Annotated in this window: 18 protein-coding genes and 5 pseudogenes; 19 read left to right on the top strand and 4 right to left on the bottom strand. The window is 32.7% G+C overall.

Annotated elements, in window-relative coordinates; genetic code table 11:
- Nucleotides 1–157 precede the first annotated feature (157 nt).
- The 3 genes and pseudogenes from Q3V31_RS18700 to Q3V31_RS30990 all read left to right on the top strand — a co-directional run.
- A complete protein-coding gene (locus Q3V31_RS18700) occupies nt 158–412 on the top strand; it encodes a hypothetical protein (RefSeq protein ID WP_071734241.1) in 255 nt (84 codons plus the stop codon).
- Nucleotides 413–521: 109 nt separating this feature from the next.
- Entirely contained in the window at nt 522–1577 is a 1056-nt protein-coding gene (locus Q3V31_RS18695; RefSeq protein ID WP_425332957.1) for an exosporium leader peptide-containing protein, read from the top strand.
- A gap of 154 nt (nt 1578–1731) precedes the next feature.
- Nucleotides 1732–1845, top strand: a pseudogene (locus Q3V31_RS30990) (N-acetylmuramoyl-L-alanine amidase); the annotation flags it as partial.
- Nucleotides 1846–2068: 223 nt separating this feature from the next.
- Here the strand turns inward: Q3V31_RS30990 and Q3V31_RS18690 are convergent.
- Nucleotides 2069–2251 (bottom strand): annotated as a pseudogene (locus tag Q3V31_RS18690) (hypothetical protein); the annotation flags it as partial.
- Nucleotides 2252–2269: 18 nt separating this feature from the next.
- Here Q3V31_RS18690 and Q3V31_RS18685 point away from each other — a divergent pair.
- The 8 genes from Q3V31_RS18685 (at nt 2270) to Q3V31_RS18650 (ending at nt 10617) form a co-directional block, all read left to right on the top strand.
- The gene (locus tag Q3V31_RS18685; protein WP_090813396.1) at nt 2270–2539 is read left to right on the top strand and encodes a hypothetical protein; all 270 of its coding nucleotides are present in this window, start codon (nt 2270–2272) and stop codon (nt 2537–2539) included.
- A gap of 73 nt (nt 2540–2612) precedes the next feature.
- Complete coding sequence (locus Q3V31_RS18680) at nt 2613–3965, top strand: DEAD/DEAH box helicase (protein ID WP_090813397.1); 1353 nt, start codon at nt 2613–2615, stop codon at nt 3963–3965.
- Nucleotides 3966–4218: 253 nt separating this feature from the next.
- Nucleotides 4219–4854, top strand: coding sequence for a TetR/AcrR family transcriptional regulator (locus tag Q3V31_RS18675; protein ID WP_016129437.1), 636 nt, complete (start codon nt 4219–4221; stop codon nt 4852–4854).
- A gap of 45 nt (nt 4855–4899) precedes the next feature.
- Nucleotides 4900–6162: an MFS transporter gene (locus tag Q3V31_RS18670; RefSeq protein ID WP_083583346.1), complete on the top strand. Its 1263-nt coding sequence runs from the start codon at nt 4900–4902 to the stop codon at nt 6160–6162.
- Nucleotides 6163–6168: 6 nt separating this feature from the next.
- A complete protein-coding gene (locus tag Q3V31_RS18665; protein WP_329765703.1) occupies nt 6169–8508 on the top strand; it encodes an ABC transporter permease in 2340 nt (779 codons plus the stop codon).
- A gap of 10 nt (nt 8509–8518) precedes the next feature.
- Nucleotides 8519–9280 carry an ABC transporter ATP-binding protein gene (locus Q3V31_RS18660; protein ID WP_000721677.1) on the top strand — a complete coding sequence of 254 codons (762 nt, stop codon included), beginning with the start codon at nt 8519–8521 and terminating at the stop codon, nt 9278–9280.
- Between the two features lie 98 nt (nt 9281–9378).
- The gene (locus Q3V31_RS18655; RefSeq protein WP_329765700.1) at nt 9379–10089 is read left to right on the top strand and encodes a class I SAM-dependent methyltransferase; all 711 of its coding nucleotides are present in this window, start codon (nt 9379–9381) and stop codon (nt 10087–10089) included.
- Between the two features lie 120 nt (nt 10090–10209).
- Nucleotides 10210–10617 (top strand): VOC family protein, encoded by a 408-nt coding sequence (locus Q3V31_RS18650; RefSeq protein ID WP_000072476.1) that lies wholly within the window; start codon nt 10210–10212, stop codon nt 10615–10617.
- Between the two features lie 49 nt (nt 10618–10666).
- On the opposite strand, the pseudogene Q3V31_RS18645 reads toward Q3V31_RS18650, so the two are convergent.
- A pseudogene (locus Q3V31_RS18645) lies at nt 10667–10870 on the bottom strand (indolepyruvate decarboxylase); the annotation flags it as partial.
- Here Q3V31_RS18645 and Q3V31_RS18640 point away from each other — a divergent pair.
- Nucleotides 10865–11010 (top strand): annotated as a pseudogene (locus Q3V31_RS18640) (transposase); the annotation flags it as partial. The pseudogenes Q3V31_RS18645 and Q3V31_RS18640 sit on opposite strands and share 6 nt — an antisense overlap.
- Nucleotides 11011–11013: 3 nt before the next feature.
- On the top strand, nt 11014–12102 hold the full coding sequence (tnpB, locus tag Q3V31_RS18635) for an IS200/IS605 family element RNA-guided endonuclease TnpB (RefSeq protein ID WP_071734565.1): 1089 nt from the start codon (nt 11014–11016) through the stop codon (nt 12100–12102).
- 125 nt (nt 12103–12227) lie between these two features.
- On the opposite strand, the pseudogene Q3V31_RS18630 reads toward tnpB, so the two are convergent.
- A pseudogene (locus Q3V31_RS18630) lies at nt 12228–12398 on the bottom strand (thiamine pyrophosphate-binding protein); the annotation flags it as partial.
- A 107-nt stretch (nt 12399–12505) separates the two neighbouring features.
- On the opposite strand from Q3V31_RS18630, the gene Q3V31_RS18625 reads away from it, so the two are divergent.
- The 5 genes from Q3V31_RS18625 (at nt 12506) to Q3V31_RS18605 (ending at nt 15294) form a co-directional block, all read left to right on the top strand.
- Nucleotides 12506–12988 carry a MarR family winged helix-turn-helix transcriptional regulator gene (locus Q3V31_RS18625; RefSeq protein WP_000191895.1) on the top strand — a complete coding sequence of 161 codons (483 nt, stop codon included), beginning with the start codon at nt 12506–12508 and terminating at the stop codon, nt 12986–12988.
- 167 nt (nt 12989–13155) lie between these two features.
- Nucleotides 13156–13893, top strand: coding sequence for a 2,3-diphosphoglycerate-dependent phosphoglycerate mutase (gene gpmA / locus Q3V31_RS18620; protein WP_016129446.1), 738 nt, complete (start codon nt 13156–13158; stop codon nt 13891–13893).
- A gap of 188 nt (nt 13894–14081) precedes the next feature.
- Nucleotides 14082–14819: a type II toxin-antitoxin system SpoIISA family toxin gene (locus Q3V31_RS18615; RefSeq protein WP_002075963.1), complete on the top strand. Its 738-nt coding sequence runs from the start codon at nt 14082–14084 to the stop codon at nt 14817–14819.
- A 112-nt stretch (nt 14820–14931) separates the two neighbouring features.
- Entirely contained in the window at nt 14932–15057 is a 126-nt protein-coding gene (locus Q3V31_RS18610) for a hypothetical protein (protein ID WP_000588712.1), read from the top strand.
- A 75-nt stretch (nt 15058–15132) separates the two neighbouring features.
- Nucleotides 15133–15294, top strand: a complete 162-nt coding sequence (locus Q3V31_RS18605; RefSeq protein ID WP_000852624.1) for a hypothetical protein — start codon at nt 15133–15135, stop codon at nt 15292–15294.
- A 44-nt stretch (nt 15295–15338) separates the two neighbouring features.
- On the opposite strand, the gene Q3V31_RS18600 is transcribed toward Q3V31_RS18605, so the two are convergent.
- Nucleotides 15339–15527, bottom strand: a complete 189-nt coding sequence (locus Q3V31_RS18600; protein WP_329765780.1) for a hypothetical protein — start codon at nt 15525–15527, stop codon at nt 15339–15341.
- A gap of 893 nt (nt 15528–16420) precedes the next feature.
- On the opposite strand from Q3V31_RS18600, the gene spoIISB reads away from it, so the two are divergent.
- Entirely contained in the window at nt 16421–16597 is a 177-nt protein-coding gene (gene spoIISB / locus Q3V31_RS18595; protein ID WP_090813401.1) for a stage II sporulation protein SB, read from the top strand.
- The last annotated feature ends 8 nt before the right edge of the window (nt 16598–16605 follow it).

Here is a 16605-nt window from a genome sequence, read left to right as displayed (position 1 = left end):
TAATCAATTTTATTGTTTTTTCTTATTGTATATTTCGATATGTATAAGAGAATACCTGTTCAAAATAAAACAATGCTTGTTAAGCGGATACGATTATGGAGATGGACGAAGAGAAAATCTGTTTTGGAAAGCAAATAAGTTTCTGATAGAGGTTTCAATGAATTATTTGCGTTCTGCAACGAAGGCAGAAAAAACTTTTGATTTCTTAATACTAGCTATCTTGACAATAATTATTAGATTGTTTATAGCGTATATGAATCCGAATACAACAATAATATTGAAAAGAATTAAGGATATAAATAATCAATCACTTACATTCATTTCAATTTTAGCTGGTTTTAATATAGCTAATTACCTCGTTCCTTATGATTCTAGTACTTGCTGGTTCTTTTGCTACAAGTGTTTTTGCTGATAGAACGTTTATTATTCTTAATTTACCAAAACAACCATATCGTTATGGCGTAGGTGTTTATGAGGGCGTAGTAGCTCATAGTACAGCGACTTCTGAAATATTCAAAAGTATGAATCTCGTTTCTAAAGTTAACATTCTAGGTTTCTATGATGCTCGATCTTGGCAGGATAAAGAGGTGGATGGTTTTGTAGATGTAGGTGAGGTGTTTACAATTTTTAGGAAGTCAAATATGGAAGGTTCAGTACAATTTAAGGTACACAATAGTATAGGAAAAACATATTATATTACGATCAATGAAGTTTATGTATATGTAACTGTATTACTACAGTATAGTACACTCATAGGAGGTAGTTATGTGTTTGATAAAAATGAAATACAAAAGATAAATGGGATACTTCAAGCTAATGCATTAAATCCAAATTTAATTGGCCCTACACTTCCCCCAATCCCACCATTTACTTTACCCACAGGTCCAACAGGAGTAACGGGTCCAACGGGAGTAACGGGTCCAACAGGAGTAACGGGTCCAACAGGAGTAACGGGTCCAACAGGAGTAACGGGTCCAACGGGAGTAACGGGTCCAACAGGAGAGACAGGTCCAACAGGAGTAACGGGTCCAACGGGAGTAACGGGTCCAACAGGAGAGACAGGTCCAACAGGAGGAACTGAAGGTTGTCTTTGTGATTGCTGTGTTTTACCTATGCAAAGCGTTTTACAACAACTTATTGGAGAAACTGTTATTCTTGGCACTATTGCAGACACACCCAACACGCCCCCGCTTTTCTTTCTATTTACTATCACTTCCGTGAATGATTTTTTAGTTACAGTTACAGATGGCACTACAACCTTTGTGGTCAATATATCTGATGTAACAGGGGTAGGTTTTTTACCACCAGGACCACCTATAACATTGCTTCCACCTACCGATGTAGGATGCGAGTGTGAATGTCGTGAACGACCAATTAGACAATTACTGGATGCGTTTATCGGATCTACAGTAAGTCTTTTAGCAAGTAATGGTTCTATTGCAGCAGATTTTAACGTGGAACAAACAGGACTTGGTATAGTACTAGGGACATTACCTATAAATCCAACTACAACCGTTAGGTTTGCAATTTCAACTTGTAAAATTACAGCTGTGAATATAACCCCTATTACGATGTAGTCTATTTCTTTCAGAAGTATCTGTTGCTACTCGATAAGAAAAGCACAGTTTATTTGTCCACTTTGAAAACGCATTGTTTTCAAAGTGGACAATCTACGTTTCTAGGATGCTCCATCTTAGAAGTATAAAAATGGAGCTGGTTCTGTAGATGCAGGGATTTATGATTGATGCAAAGGTGAGTGTCAATGGTTCGCCACAGTACAAAGTACGCAGCAGTAAAGGGAAAACATACTATGTTACTGCAAATGAAGCCTATTTATTCATATAACCGCACTATACATTCATGATTAATTAGCCATAACCCCTTATTCTTTCTATATCCTTCATTTGTAAATTTCTTACTACTATATTATTGGCGTACAATATATGGCTAAATGTATCTAAATGGTTTTCTAAACGCACTAAATTCCCAAATTGATATGGTAAGGCTATAAAAACTATAATGAAAAATAATAAATATCTCTAATGCACTATTAGGATTTTTCCATTTTATATTGCAAACCATCTTTCTGAAAGATAAGCTCAAATGCTAAATCAAAATGAAGGTTATATAATGCTTTCGTATTACATATTAAATGATAGAACTTAGTTCCGTGATGTACATATTGGTGTAATTTATTTTGAATTGGTGAAACAATGATTTTTAAAATTAGGTTAATATCTTCATTAAAGAAGTTATAGGAGGGAATAACTTGGGCTCATTATTTGATGTAATAGCAGATATAATTTTATTTTACCCTCGAAATGACATGAAATTAAAACATCATATCGCAAAATTAAGTGAATTAGAGTGGTTTCGAAATCTACATGAAGATTCGAAGTATACAAGTTTAATTTGGAGTAATAGAAAAATTAAAAAGTTTATTTTGTCTTCTATTAACATGGAAGCATTAATAAAATCCGAGAAAAAACAAAAAGAATTTGTTCATCTAGTACAGGATGAATATAAAAAAAGAAGGTAAGAATTTTTTTATTTTTCATATTTGGCGAAACAAATGGTACAATGAAAGCTAATGTGAAAAATAAGGAAAAGAAGTGGTCTATTTGAAAAACTTTTTAGAATTAGGAATTAGTGAAACTTTTAATCATACATTACGTGAAAATGGAATTACAGAAGCAACACCAATTCAAGAGAAGGCAATTCCTGTTATTATGTCAGGTAAAGACATTATTGGTCAGGCGAAAACAGGGACGGGTAAAACGTTAGCATTCGTGTTACCGATTTTAGAAAAAATCGATCCAGAGTCTAGTGATGTTCAGGCTTTAATTGTTGCACCAACAAGGGAACTAGCACTGCAAATTACAACTGAAATTAAAAAAATGCTTGTTCAAAGAGAAGATATTAATGTACTAGCGATATATGGCGGACAAGATGTAGCACAACAATTAAGAAAATTAAAAGGTAATACACATATTGTTGTTGCGACACCAGGACGATTATTAGATCATATACGACGTGAAACAATTGATTTAAGTAATCTTTCAACGATTGTACTAGATGAAGCGGATCAAATGCTTTATTTCGGTTTCTTATATGATATTGAAGATATTTTAGATGAGACACCTGCTAGTAAACAAACGATGTTATTCTCAGCAACGATGCCAAAAGATATTAAAAAATTGGCGAAGCGTTATATGGATGAGCCGCAAATGATTCAAGTACAAAGTGAAGAAGTAACGGTAGATACAATTGAGCAGCGTGTCATTGAGACGACAGATCGTGCAAAGCCAGATGCACTTCGTTTTGTTATGGATCGTGATCAGCCATTTTTAGCAGTTATTTTCTGTCGTACAAAGGTTAGAGCAAGTAAGCTTTATGATAATTTAAAAGGGCTAGGTTATAATTGTGCTGAACTTCATGGTGATATACCTCAAGCGAAACGTGAAAGAGTTATGAAGAGTTTCCGCGAAGCTAAAATTCAGTACTTAATCGCAACGGATGTAGCAGCTCGTGGACTTGATGTAGATGGTGTAACGCACGTATTTAATTTTGATATCCCTGAAGATGTAGAAAGTTATATTCACCGCATTGGCCGAACAGGACGTGCAGGTGGATCAGGTCTTGCAATTACATTCGTTGCAGCGAAAGATGAAAAACATTTAGAAGAAATTGAAAAAACGCTTGGTGCACCAATACAAAGACAAATAATCGAACAACCGATGATAAAAAATGTAGATGAAAATGGAAAACCGGTACAAAAGCCGGCTCCAAAGAAATCAGGTCAATATCGTCAAAGAGATAGCCGTGACGGTTCAAGAAGTGGTTCAAAAGGTGGCCCAAGAAACGATTCAAGAAATAGTTCGAGAAATGATAACAATCGATCATTTAATAAGCCAAGTAATAAGAAAAGTAGTACAAAACAAGGTCAGCAAAGACGTGGCCGTTAAATAGTTATTATACAAAAAGAGTCGCAAATCGTTGCGGCTCTTTTTTGTTTTTATACAACGAAGTCGATATAAGTACAAGAGTGGTTACGTAGAAATAACCTTTAAAATTTCATTCACCGTATTAAAAAATTTAAAATTTATAAAGGAAATAGAAAGTAAGATGGTGTATATGTACGATAATAGGAAACTTTTTACTAACTAAACATATAATTTAAGTAGACCGACAGTCGGTCTGGTGGGAAGGAGAACTTGAATGCGAATTGTAAAGGAGTATGAGGAGCGTAGAAAGGAAATTTTAGAAACTGCTGAACGTTTATTTATTACGAAAGGTTATACGAAAACAACAGTAAATGATATTTTAAAAGAGATAGGGATAGCAAAGGGGACGTTTTATCATTATTTTAAGTCGAAAGAAGAAGTAATGGATGAAATTATTATGAGGATTATTAAAGCGGATGTTACTAAAGCGAAAGCAATTGTCTCTAATCCTAATATCCCAGTTTTAGAAAAGTTATTTCGAGTTTTGATGGAGCAATCACCAAAATCAGGAGATGTTAAAGATAAAATGATTGAACAATTTCATCAGCCAAATAATGCGGAAATGCATCAAAAAAGTATAGTACAATCAATTATTCATTTATCTCCTGTTTTAGCAGAGATTTTAGAACAAGGAATCGCTGAAGGCATATTTTCTACTCCATACCCACAAGAAACAATTGAATTATTACTCTCTTCAGCACAAGTCATATTTGATGAGGGTTTATTCCAGTGGAAGCCGGAAGAAATGATGAGGAGAGTTAAAGCTTACATTAAAATGATGGAAGTATCTGTTGGTGCGAAAGAAGGATCCTTTGATTATATGGTCGAGGTTTTAATTAAACAGAAATAATGATTTCTGTTTAATTATTATAGACCGACAGTCGGTCGAAATTAAATGAAGGATGTGATGAGGATGCCAGTAAGTATAAAATCTTCTATGAAAGATTTTCACTTAATGGTAAGTGGGCAGATTATTACTATTTTAGGTTCAACACTTTTACGTTTTGCCCTGTCTTTATATGTATTAGATATAACAGGACGTGCTGATATATTCGCAGGACTATATGCAGTAACGAGTATTCCTTTTTTGCTATCCCCTCTCGGCGGAGCAATAGCAGATCGTTTCAATCGCCGTAATTTAATGGTTATTTTTGATTTTATAAACGCTGCGATTGTATTAAGCTTTATAGTTTTATTATTTACTGGATCTGTATCTATTATATTGATTGGAACTATTATGTTTTTACTTGCAGTCATTAGTGCAATGTACTCACCGGTTGTAATGGCGAGTATTCCGCAATTAGTTCCAGAGAAAAAGTTAGAACAAGCGAACGGTATCGTAAATGGTGTGCAAGCATTATCTAACATAGTAGCTCCTGTATTAGGAGGAATATTGTACGGTATAATTGGTTTGAAAATACTTGTAATAATAAGTTGCCTTGCTTTCTTTTTATCTGCGATTTTAGAAATGTTTATTACAATACCTTTTATAAAAAGAGCACAAGGAAACCATATTATACCGACAATTGTAAAGGATATGAAAGATGGCTTCGTATTCGTTTTAAAACAACCATTTATTTTGAAATCTATGCTTTTAGCTGCATTGCTAAATTTAATACTTACACCGCTATTTGTTGTTGGTGCTCCAATTATTATACGAGTAACATTGGAAAGTAGCGACACGTTATACGGAATTGGAATGGGATTGATCGATTTTGCTACTATTTTAGGTGCATTATTAATAGGTTTTTTTGCGAAAAAGCTACAGATGAAAACATTGCATTACTGGATGCTTTTAATAGCGTTATTAGTAATACCAATGGCACTTTCAGTTATGCCGGTTATTCTTAATTTAGGATACTATCCACCATTTATCCTCTTTATACTTTCTTCTATTCTAATTGCAATGATCATGACAATTGTATCCATCTATGTGATTACTGTAGTCCAAAAGAAAACACCAAATGAAAACTTAGGAAAAGTAATGGCAATTATAACAGCGGTATCTCAATGTATGGCACCAATTGGGCAAGTCATTTATGGTTTTATGTTTGAAGAATTCAGTATGAAAATTTATTTACCTATATTAGCTATTAGTTTCATAATGATAATAATAGCGATAGTGACGAAGAAAATATTATGGAATGAAGGGAACTAGCTCCATATGATTAGGAGAATGTTAAAAAGAGATTTCTCTCAAAATAAAATGATAATTACCATTCTATTTATGTTTATCATGTTATCCAGTCTTTTAATGGCAAGTGCTTCAAGTAACGTTATAAATCTATTGAACTCAATGGATCAATTATTTAAAGTATCAAACGCACCGCACTTCGTACAAATGCATGCCGGAGAAATAAACCAAAAGTCAATTGATTCATTTGTAGCGCAAACTCCTTTTGTAAAAAAACAACAAACAGCAGAGATGGTTCAAATAGGCGGATCTAACATTTTTATAAAGAAGAAAAATCAAGCGGAACATAATAGTGTAATGGACATTAGCTTCGTTAAGCAAAATACTATTTTTGACTTTTTATTAGATTTAAATAATGAAGTGATCGATGTTAGGAAAGGGGAAATAGGTGTACCAATTTATTATATGCAAAAATATAATTTGCGTATTGGAGATAAAATATGGTTTGTGAAAAATAATAATGAGCTAGAATATACTATTTCGGCATTTGTTCGTGATGTTCAAATGAACCCATCACTTGTTAGTTCAAAACGATTTGTAATAAGCGATGAAGACTTCGAAAGAATAAAGGGGAATTTTGGAGAAAGTGAATATCTTATTGAATTCCAGCTAGCAGATTTAAATAATATAAATGAATTTGAAAATCTATATCAGTCATCGAACTTACCTCAAAAAGGTCCCTCTATTACGTATTCACTCTTTAAAACACTCAATTCATTAACAGATGGAATAATAGCTGCAGTACTTATCATAATAAGTGCATTATTAATGTTAATCGCAATTTTATGTATTAGATTTACGATTATGACTTCTATGGAAGAAGATTATCGGGAAATTGGTGTTATGAAAGCTATCGGCATTACAAGCAAAGAGATCCAAAAATTATATGTAACAAAATATGTTGTTATTGCTGCTATCGGATGTATATGTGGATATATCCTTTCGTTATTTGTTACAAAAATATTTACCTCTAACATCGCACTTTATATGGGGACAGCTAATAAAAGTATTTTACATTATGTTGTGCCATTGATAGTCACAACATTGTTATTTCTAGCCGTTATCCTTTTTTGCCGCATCATTTTGCGGAATTTCAGGAGAATTACAGCAATAGACGCTTTACGATCAAGAGATAAACTAGGAAAAAGAAAGAGTAGAAGATTTTTTTCTCTCTCTCAAACTAAAATTAAAAATGTAAATATCTTTATTGGTATACAAGATGTAGTGAAACGATTTAAGTTATATCGAGTATTAAGTATCGTGTTAATAATTGCAGTGTTCATGATTGTTGTACCAGTTAACTTTTTGTACACGATTCAGTCACCGCAATTTGTTAATTATATGGGAACAGGAAAGAGTGATATACGAATAGATTTACAGCAATCTGAAAATATAGAAAAGCGGTTTAATGACGTTATATCGTATATCGGAAACGATGAAGAGGTAGAAAAATATGCAGCATTTGTAACGAGTACATTTAAAGTGGTGAAAGCTGATGGTACACATGAAAACTTAAATGTAGAAGTGGGAGATTTCACTCAATTTCCAATAGAATATGTTAAAGGTATGGCACCAAAAAATGAAAATGAGATCGCTCTCTCTTATATGAACGCAAATGAATTAAAAAAGAATGTAAGGGATGAGATCGTTTTATTTGTAGAAGGAAAAGAGAAAGTGCTAACTATTACTGGTATATATCAAGATGTAACAAATGGCGGCAAAACAGCTAAAGCGAGTTTTTCTTACAATAAAGAAAATATATTATGGTATGTAGTAAATATAGATATGAAACCTAAAGTGAATCTACAAGAAAAAGTGAAGGAGTATAAACAAAATTTTAATTCTGCAAAAATAACAGATACGGATAATTATTTATCTCAAACTTTAGGAGAGACAATTAAACAATTAAGACTCGTGACTCAAGTGGCAATTTTGGTGGCTATATTGATATCGGTTTTAATTACTGCAATGTTTTTTAAAATGTTATTGGCAAAAGATTCTTCACAAATATTAATTATGAAAAGTGTCGGTTTTTCTTACAAAGATATTCGTATACAATATGTTACTCGTTCTATTGCTATAGTATTAGTAGGCATTTTAACAGGGACATTTATAGCTGCTACGTTTGGTGAAATGCTAGTAAGTTGGTTAGGTTCATTTATGGGAGCAGCTCATATAAAGTTTGTCGTGAATCCTATCGTTTCTTATGTAATATGCCCAGCTATATTATTTATATCTGTGACAGCAACAACACTTTTCAGTAGTTTTACTATGAAACAAACAAAAGATTTAAAACGAAATGGGGAGTAGGGGTTGTAACGTGAAAAAAATTTTAGAAGTAAAGCAATTAAACAAAAAATATGCAATAGATGGAAATGCAAATTATCATGTACTAAAAAATATAGATTTAGAGATTTATGAGGGAGAATTTGTATCGGTCATGGGGCCTTCTGGTTCTGGGAAATCGACGTTACTATATAATATTAGTGGAATGGATCAAATGTCATCAGGAAGTGTGAAAGTTGATAATAAAGAAATATCATGTATGAAAGAAGAAGCGTTAGCCAAATTGCGCCTAACTGAAATAGGATTTATTTTTCAACAGAGCAACCTTCTAAGAAACTTGAATCTATTTGATAATATCATCTTGTCAGCATATTTAGCGAAATGTGAGAGTAAGAAAATAGTAAATCAACGTGCTCTGGAGCTAATGAGGAAAATGGGGATAAGTGATATAGCGTCTCATTATATAACCGAAGCATCTGGAGGCCAATTACAAAGAGTTTCTATTTGTAGAGCGCTAATCAATAATCCAAATGTTATTTTTGCTGATGAGCCAACTGGTGCTCTAAATTTAAAATCAACAGAAGAGGTAATGCAAATATTACTAAATGTTAATCGTGATGGAACTACTATTATGTTAGTGACTCATGATGTAAAGGTAGCAGCTAAAACAGAAAGAGTTCTTTTTATGGTGGACGGAGAAATTGTTAGCGAAATACAGATGGGTAAGTATAGAAACGATGATTTGAAAGTGCGAGAAGAGAAGTTGTTAAAATGGTTAGCTGTACTTGGATTTTAAAGATAAGAACTCCTATTAAATGTAGGAGTTTTTCTTTGTATGAAAGTTCTGAAAGATATATAATAATTTTCTGACTATTAAAATTTGGAGGAGTACATATGAAAAATGAAACGTTGCACAAGCAAGAAGACATTATTAAAATGCTCGATTCATTATTAAGACCGGCAGAACCATTTTGGAATGAATTTTATGCGAATAGAGAAAAAGATGTTCCGTTTTTTGCAAATGTTCCAGATGAAAATCTAGTTTCATATATAGAAACAGGATGGGTTTCCAAAGGGAAAGTGTTGGAACTTGGATGCGGTCCAGGAAGAAATGCTATTTATTTAGCGATTGAAGGATTTGGAGTAACAGCAGTGGATTTATCTATAGAGGGCATTAATTGGGCGAAAGAAAGGGCGTTAGCAAAAGGAATAGAAATTGATTTTATTTGTGATTCGATTTTTAATTTAGAGGGTCAAAATGATTTTGATTTTGTATACGATTCGGGCTGTTTACATCATATTCCACCACATAGAAGGATACATTATGTGGATTTAATTAAAAACTCATTGAAAGCGGGTGGTTATTTGGGGGTAACATGTTTTGCAGCAGGCGATTTAGATGAGCGAAATGGATCAGAAATAACAGATTGGGACGTATATAGAGGATGGAGTCTACAAGGTGGTCTTGCATATTCTGAAGAAAAATTAAAAGAAATATTTAAAGAATTTGAAGTGATTGAAATTAGAAAAATGAAACAGATTGAACAACCAAATACTATGTTTGGAGAATCATTTCTTTGGACAGCATTATTTAAGAAGAAATAAATAAGTAGATAATTGACAAACTCATCGTTTTTATAGACAATATATTTATAAGAATATACGTTCGGTTTTTGTTGGCTGATGTATGTTTCGCATAAATACATAACAAGGGGCTGTCTCTATATGAGTAACACAAATCAAAAAATCACTACGTTTTTAATGTTTGAAGGTAAAGCTGAGGAGGCGATGAATTTTTACACGTCGCTATTCGATCAATCAGAAATTGTAAATATCTCTCGTTACGATGAAAATGGACCTGGTAAAGAGGGTTCTGTCATTCATGCAACCTTTACGTTAAATGGCCAAGAATTCATGTGCATTGATAGTTATGTAAAGCATGGTTTTACATTTACACCATCTATGTCTCTTTATGTAACTTGTGAGACAGAAGAAGAAATTGAAACGGTTTTTCATAAACTATCGCAGGATGGATCTGTACTAATGCCTTTAGGTTCTTATCCATTTAGCAAAAAGTTTGGTTGGTTAAATGATAAGTATGGTGTGTCTTGGCAGTTAACGCTTGCGGAATAAAAATTTAATAAGAAAAAGCGTAGTCCATTTATAGCTACGCTTTTTCTTATTAAGAATTTTGCTTGCCAAATCTTTTCCCAAGTTTAGCTAACAATTCAGGCTGATCCCCTTGGCTCATTACAACTTCAACAAAGGTAAGTTGATTCTTATTAAAACTCATTTTTGTTAAGACTGATGTTAACTCTATTTCATTGTCTGCTTTAAATGCTTGCTTTTTTTCTGATCCGAATAGGCTTACTAGTTTTGTGTAATCAAGAGAGACTTTCCCCATGTGAGAAAGAAACTTTGGAAAGAAATGTTTTGGTCAAGAAGGTTTTGCTTGATTACTACGGGTAGTTCGCCGATAGGTGTAGTAAGAAATATATTGAAAATCAAGGGAAAGATGAGGTGTAGAAAATGTTAAAATCATACAAATATCGTATCTATCCAAATAAAGAACAACAAATATTTTTCTTAAAAACATTTGGATGTGTTAGGTTTGTATACAACAAGATGCTTGCAGATAGAATCAAATTTTATCAAGAATCACAGGATAAACTTGATAAATCTGTTAAATATCCTACGCCTGCACAATATAAGGCTGAATTTCCATTCCTAAAGGAAGTGGATAGTCTTGCGTTGGCGAATGCTCAAATGAATTTGAATAAAGCATACGCTAACTTTTTCCGGGATAAATCTGCTGGATTCCCGAAGTTCAAAAGTAAGAAAGATAACCATCGTAGTTATACAACAAATAACCAAAAAGGCACGGTTTACATCGAGGGTGGTTATATCAAGCTGCCAAAAATAAAGACCTTGGTAAAGATTAAACAGCACAGACAATTCTTTGGATTAATTAAGTCTACTACAGTGTCTCAAACACCTACTGGGAAATACTTTGTATCGGTTTTAGTAGAAGAAAATGAGCAATTGTTTCCTAAAGTTGATACAAAAGTTGGTGTTGATGTTGGACTAAAAGACTTTGCAATATTGTCTAATGGCAAGAAATATGAGAACCCTAAATGGTTGAGAAAAGCCGAAAGAAGATTAGCTTTTCTGCAGCGCTCTTTGTCTCGTAAAAAGAAAGGTTCAAACAATAGAAACAAGGCCAGATTACAAGTTGCAAGACTTCATGAGAAGATTGCGAATCAACGCAATGATTTTCTTCACAAGATAAGCAATGAAATCACAAACGAAAACCAAGTAATTGTGATTGAGGACTTGAAAGTGAAGAAAATGCAAAAGAATCACAAATTAACAAAAGCAATCAGTGAAGTATCTTGGGCTAAATTCAGAGAGTACCTTGACTATAAAGCAATATGGAAAGGTCGTGATTTGATAATCGCACCTAAGAATTATGCGAGTAGCCAATTATGTTCTTGTTGTGGTTTTAAAAATAAGGAAGTCAAGAATCTAAACCTTAGAGAGTGGATTTGCCCTGAATGCAATAGTCATCATGATAGAGATATAAACGCAAGTATAAACTTACTAAAATTAGCCATGTAATTGGTATTTTCTTTAGGGGTAGGTACTACCCTTATAGCTTGGTAAATATAGGTAGCTAATAAAAGTATCTACTTCCCAAGAAGCTCCCACTTCAAACAGTCTGTAAGGACGTTAAGTGGTGAGTAGTTCACTTCATTACAATTGCCAACCCACTCTAACTTTTCATGTGCTACTACATCATCTAAAAAAGCCAAATTATAATCACCAGGAACACCAAATATATGTTCAATTCCTAATTCGTTTAGTCGATCTAATAAATATGTACTTACAGTATATTGCGTTTGCAATTGAATCATCTCCTAACTGTACAATGAATATTTCAATTAACTAAAGAAGTTCCAGTGCATTGATTAAAATATTGATTACTGGATTGTGGTATAATTTACATACAGGGGGAAAGTAGATGACACAACATAAAGAAGAACAGATGAATGAGGCATTAGCATTATTTTACTTTGCATATAAAACATTTACTGAAAAGCCAGATGAAATTATAAAAGAGTACGGTATACAACGAGTACATCACCGAATTTTATTTTTTATTGCACGTTTTCCAGGGATAAGTGTAAATGAGTTACTATCGCTATTAGAAATAAGTAAACAAGCTCTTCACGGACCACTTCGTCAACTTGTGGAAAAGGGACTTATTGAAAGTAATGAAGCTACACATGACCGCCGTGTGAAACAGTTATCTTTAACAGAAGAAGGTACAGATTTAGAGAAAAAACTGAGCGATGTTCAAAGGATGCAAATGGATGCTATTTTTTCAAAATTTGGTGAATCATGTGAAGAAAATTGGCATCAAGTTATGAATGAAATGGCGAATAGCCGTTCAGGCTTTGATGCATGGATATCAAAACGAGAAATACCGGTTGATCAAAAATAATGAGAAGTATGCCTTTCTTTATAGTTTGAAAAAGAATGAATTTTATCCATGGATTTGGTAACTAGGGATAAATCATAGAGTGAATGGATAAAAAGTTACATTACTAGATACTTTATACGTGTACGCGATGGAACAATAAAATTCACATTTCCGAGAGGGGAATTATAATGATAAAACTTGTACTTATTCGTCACGGACAAAGTTTATGGAATCTTGAAAATCGCTTTACTGGATGGACTGATGTAGATTTATCAGAGAATGGATTAAGTGAAGCAAGAGAAGCAGGAGCAATATTAAAGGAAAATGGTTATACTTTCGATGTTGCTTATGCATCTGTATTAAAACGAGCAATCCGGACTTTATGGATTGTGCTGCATGAAATGGATCTTACTTGGGTGCCTGTACATAAATCGTGGAAACTAAATGAAAGACATTATGGCGCACTACAAGGGTTGAATAAAGAAGAAACTGCAAAAAAATATGGAGAAGAACAAGTTCATATTTGGAGAAGGAGTGTTGATGTAAGACCACCTGCACTTACTGAAGATGACCCTAGATATGAAGCGAACGATCCAAGATATAAAACACTTCCAAAAGGTGAATTCCCATTAACTGAATGTTTAGAGGATACGGAGAAACGAGTGCTTAATTATTGGCATTCAGAAATTGCACCGTCATTAAAAAATGGTGAGAAAGTAATTATTTCATCTCATGGTAATACAATTCGATCGCTAGTGAAATACTTAGACAACCTTTCAAATGATGGTGTAGTTTCATTAAATATTCCAACGAGCATTCCGCTTGTTTATGAATTAGACGAAAATTTACGTCCAATTCGTCATTATTACTTAAGTATGGACGGAGAAGTACCAGAAGGGGAAATTCCGAAACATATTTCTTTTTAACATGAAAATTTGAAACGCATGCTTGTCTACATATACAATGTAGATTCAAGATAAAAGACGTGGTACCTTCTAATGTATATGCGATATTGCTAAATTTAGAAGCTTGTCCACGTCTTTTGTCATAAAGAGAGCTGCTTGTGCATGTAATGATATCGTGAGTAGTTTTTGAATGGAGGGTGATGTCATTGGTGATCTCTAACATTCGAATCGGCTTATTTATTTTAGCAATCGTTTTTCTAGTACTTATTTTCTTTTACTGGAGAAATGAAGAGTTGTACGAGGAGAAGAAGCAACGAATTAGAAAGACTTGGTATGGGTTGTTTATAGTATCAGTCACCGTGTATTTCATGATAAAAGGAATTGATTTAACCCTCTGGAAAAATCTTTTAATGTTCACTGCAATGGTTATTTTCGTTGATATTGCCTTTATTTTAACACCTAATATTTCAGAAATATGGGGAGCGAAATTTAGCGATATCGGCAAGACTGTTCAATCGATAAAACGGTCATTAATTGCTTCTAAAGCAAGAGGAGAAATATACACAACAATTATTCAAAATGTCAATCCAGCAATGTTCGGTACAATGGAATGGCATACGGAAGAAGAATATACAAAAAGTTTAAACGCATTTTTAGATTCATATGGGGAAAAGATTGGGGCGAAGATTGTTGTATTTGAAGCGGCAAAGGAATTAAATACAAACTTTCGCGGTATCCGCTCGCAATTTAGTATTATCGTTCCGTTTGAACACATTGAGCAATTGAATGAGCAGAAAGCGGTGCAAGTAGAAAATGTCGGAATTATACCAGCAAAAATAGTGAGTGATGTTTTTATTGTTATTGATGGGAAGAAAAATAATCTGCAAGATCGGGATTTTGAAAATGTATATAATTTAACAATACATCATAGTTATTTTAGTAAATAAGGACAGAGTTTTTTTCTGTCCTTTTCACTTATACATAAAGACAAAGTAAATTTAGACAAACTTGTATAAAATCGGACAATCATCCCTACACTAGCACGTAGAGGTGATTGTAGTGATAAAAGATTATGACAATGATTTTTTTAAAGAAGATAATGAAGATACAACGGATTTCTCTTTAATAAAAGGAGATACATTACAGCAAGTAGAAGAGTTAGAAGAAGAATTAAAAAGAAAATGATACTTGTACACGCTGTCTACATTTGCGATATAATATAAATAGAAGATTGTATCTTTTTGAAAAGGGGGAGAAGAGATGGCTGAAGTAAATGTACAAAAGTCTTCATTTTTTAAAGAAAAAAAAGAAGAACCAAATACAGATTTCTCTCTTGTGAAAGGTGCATTGACTCAAAATGTAGATCGATTAGAAAAATTTATAGAGGCGACTCCATATAAGTATACAAAAGAGAATGCGTAAAAGCATTCTCTTTTGTATTACACTCTTTATGATTTGCTTATCTGCTATTTCTTTTTTTGTTTAAAAATGATTTTATACATATAATACCCAAGGGCTGCAAAAAGGAATCCAATAGCAGCACCAACTACTTCTTTCATAAACAATAAGTATAACGAAGCAATAATTAGGGCAAATAAGATTAAAAGTAATACATACTTTGAAATGAATTCTAACACTTTGTATACTAATAGTATTACACCTGAAAGAACAGTGAGGATAGGTAATATCCTATTTTCGAAAAAACCTTCCTTTTTTTGCTAGAATGCTGTTGTTTATTCAATATAGATATACTCCCGTCTTAAAGGATTAATGTTTTACTAGTTTTGCTATTTCATTTTCGAAAAGATTTTTGGTTAAATAGGTTATATCAAAGGAATCATTTATTATATTTCGAGTTAATAGCCATTGGATGTTTGGTGATTCAATAACAAAGAATCCATTGTCAGAAATAACCTCATTCTTTTCTGTTATATCCAGACGCATAATAGTGTAAATAGACTGCGTTGATTTTAAATCCTTTATAAAATTTTCAGCATATAAGGAATTAAATCCATTCTCTATTAATATTGTTTTCCCTTCTTGAATAGACAGAGGGAATAACTTTTCGATATTTTGTACGATATGATTTGGAAGAGTCCCTACAATGTTACTTCCTTTTTCCTCTTGCTGAAATACTAGCTGTAATAAATTTTTAGATTCTAAAAATAATCTATCGTCTGAAATTTCTTCGATTTTATGTGCAATCCCATCTAAACTCTGATATGTAACGTTTGAAGTGTTATCAATATAAATGTTAGCAGTAATCGTTGTTTCGTTTATAAAATCTACTTTTTTATAATATCAAATATTATTATTAAATAGTAGATTAATATTGGTAATTTTATGATAATTAACAAAAATAAGAAAGAGAGAATGCCAGGTAGGAGTTAAAGGTATATCAGATTTCTCTTTAATAAAAGGAGATACATTACAGCAAGTAGAAGAGTTAGAAGAAGAATTAAAAAGAAAATGATACTTGTACATACTGTCTACATTTGCGATATAATATAAATAGAAGGTTGTATCTTTTTGAAAAGGGGGAGAAGAGATGGCTAAAGTAAATGTACAAAAGTCTTCATTTTTTAAAGAAAAAAAAGATGAACCAAATACAGATTTCTCTCTTGTGAAAGGTGCATTAACGGAAAATATAAATCGTTTAGAGAAACTGATGAATAATAGCGGTTCAAAATATATACGAGTGAAAAAAACAAAAGAAAATGCATAGTGCATTTT

It is taken from the genome of Bacillus nitratireducens, from assembly GCF_036320425.1.
GTDB lineage: Bacteria > Bacillota > Bacilli > Bacillales > Bacillaceae_G > Bacillus_A > Bacillus_A nitratireducens.
The sequence above is the reverse complement of the archived record's forward strand: the minus strand, read 5'-3'. Positions and strand labels throughout refer to the sequence as shown.

Coding starts and splice junctions, on each gene's coding strand:
- Q3V31_RS18700 (WP_071734241.1), top strand. CDS start 158: ATGAATTATTTGCGTTCTGCAACGAAGGCAGAAAAAACTTTTGATTTC.
- Q3V31_RS18695 (WP_425332957.1), top strand. CDS start 522: ATGAATCTCGTTTCTAAAGTTAACATTCTAGGTTTCTATGATGCTCGA.
- Q3V31_RS18675 (WP_016129437.1), top strand. CDS start 4,219: ATGCGAATTGTAAAGGAGTATGAGGAGCGTAGAAAGGAAATTTTAGAA.
- Q3V31_RS18670 (WP_083583346.1), top strand. CDS start 4,900: ATGAAGGATGTGATGAGGATGCCAGTAAGTATAAAATCTTCTATGAAA.
- Q3V31_RS18665 (WP_329765703.1), top strand. CDS start 6,169: ATGATTAGGAGAATGTTAAAAAGAGATTTCTCTCAAAATAAAATGATA.
- Q3V31_RS18655 (WP_329765700.1), top strand. CDS start 9,379: ATGAAAAATGAAACGTTGCACAAGCAAGAAGACATTATTAAAATGCTC.
- Q3V31_RS18650 (WP_000072476.1), top strand. CDS start 10,210: ATGAGTAACACAAATCAAAAAATCACTACGTTTTTAATGTTTGAAGGT.
- tnpB (WP_071734565.1), top strand. CDS start 11,014: ATGTTAAAATCATACAAATATCGTATCTATCCAAATAAAGAACAACAA.
- Q3V31_RS18625 (WP_000191895.1), top strand. CDS start 12,506: ATGACACAACATAAAGAAGAACAGATGAATGAGGCATTAGCATTATTT.
- gpmA (WP_016129446.1), top strand. CDS start 13,156: ATGATAAAACTTGTACTTATTCGTCACGGACAAAGTTTATGGAATCTT.
- Q3V31_RS18605 (WP_000852624.1), top strand. CDS start 15,133: ATGGCTGAAGTAAATGTACAAAAGTCTTCATTTTTTAAAGAAAAAAAA.
- spoIISB (WP_090813401.1), top strand. CDS start 16,421: ATGGCTAAAGTAAATGTACAAAAGTCTTCATTTTTTAAAGAAAAAAAA.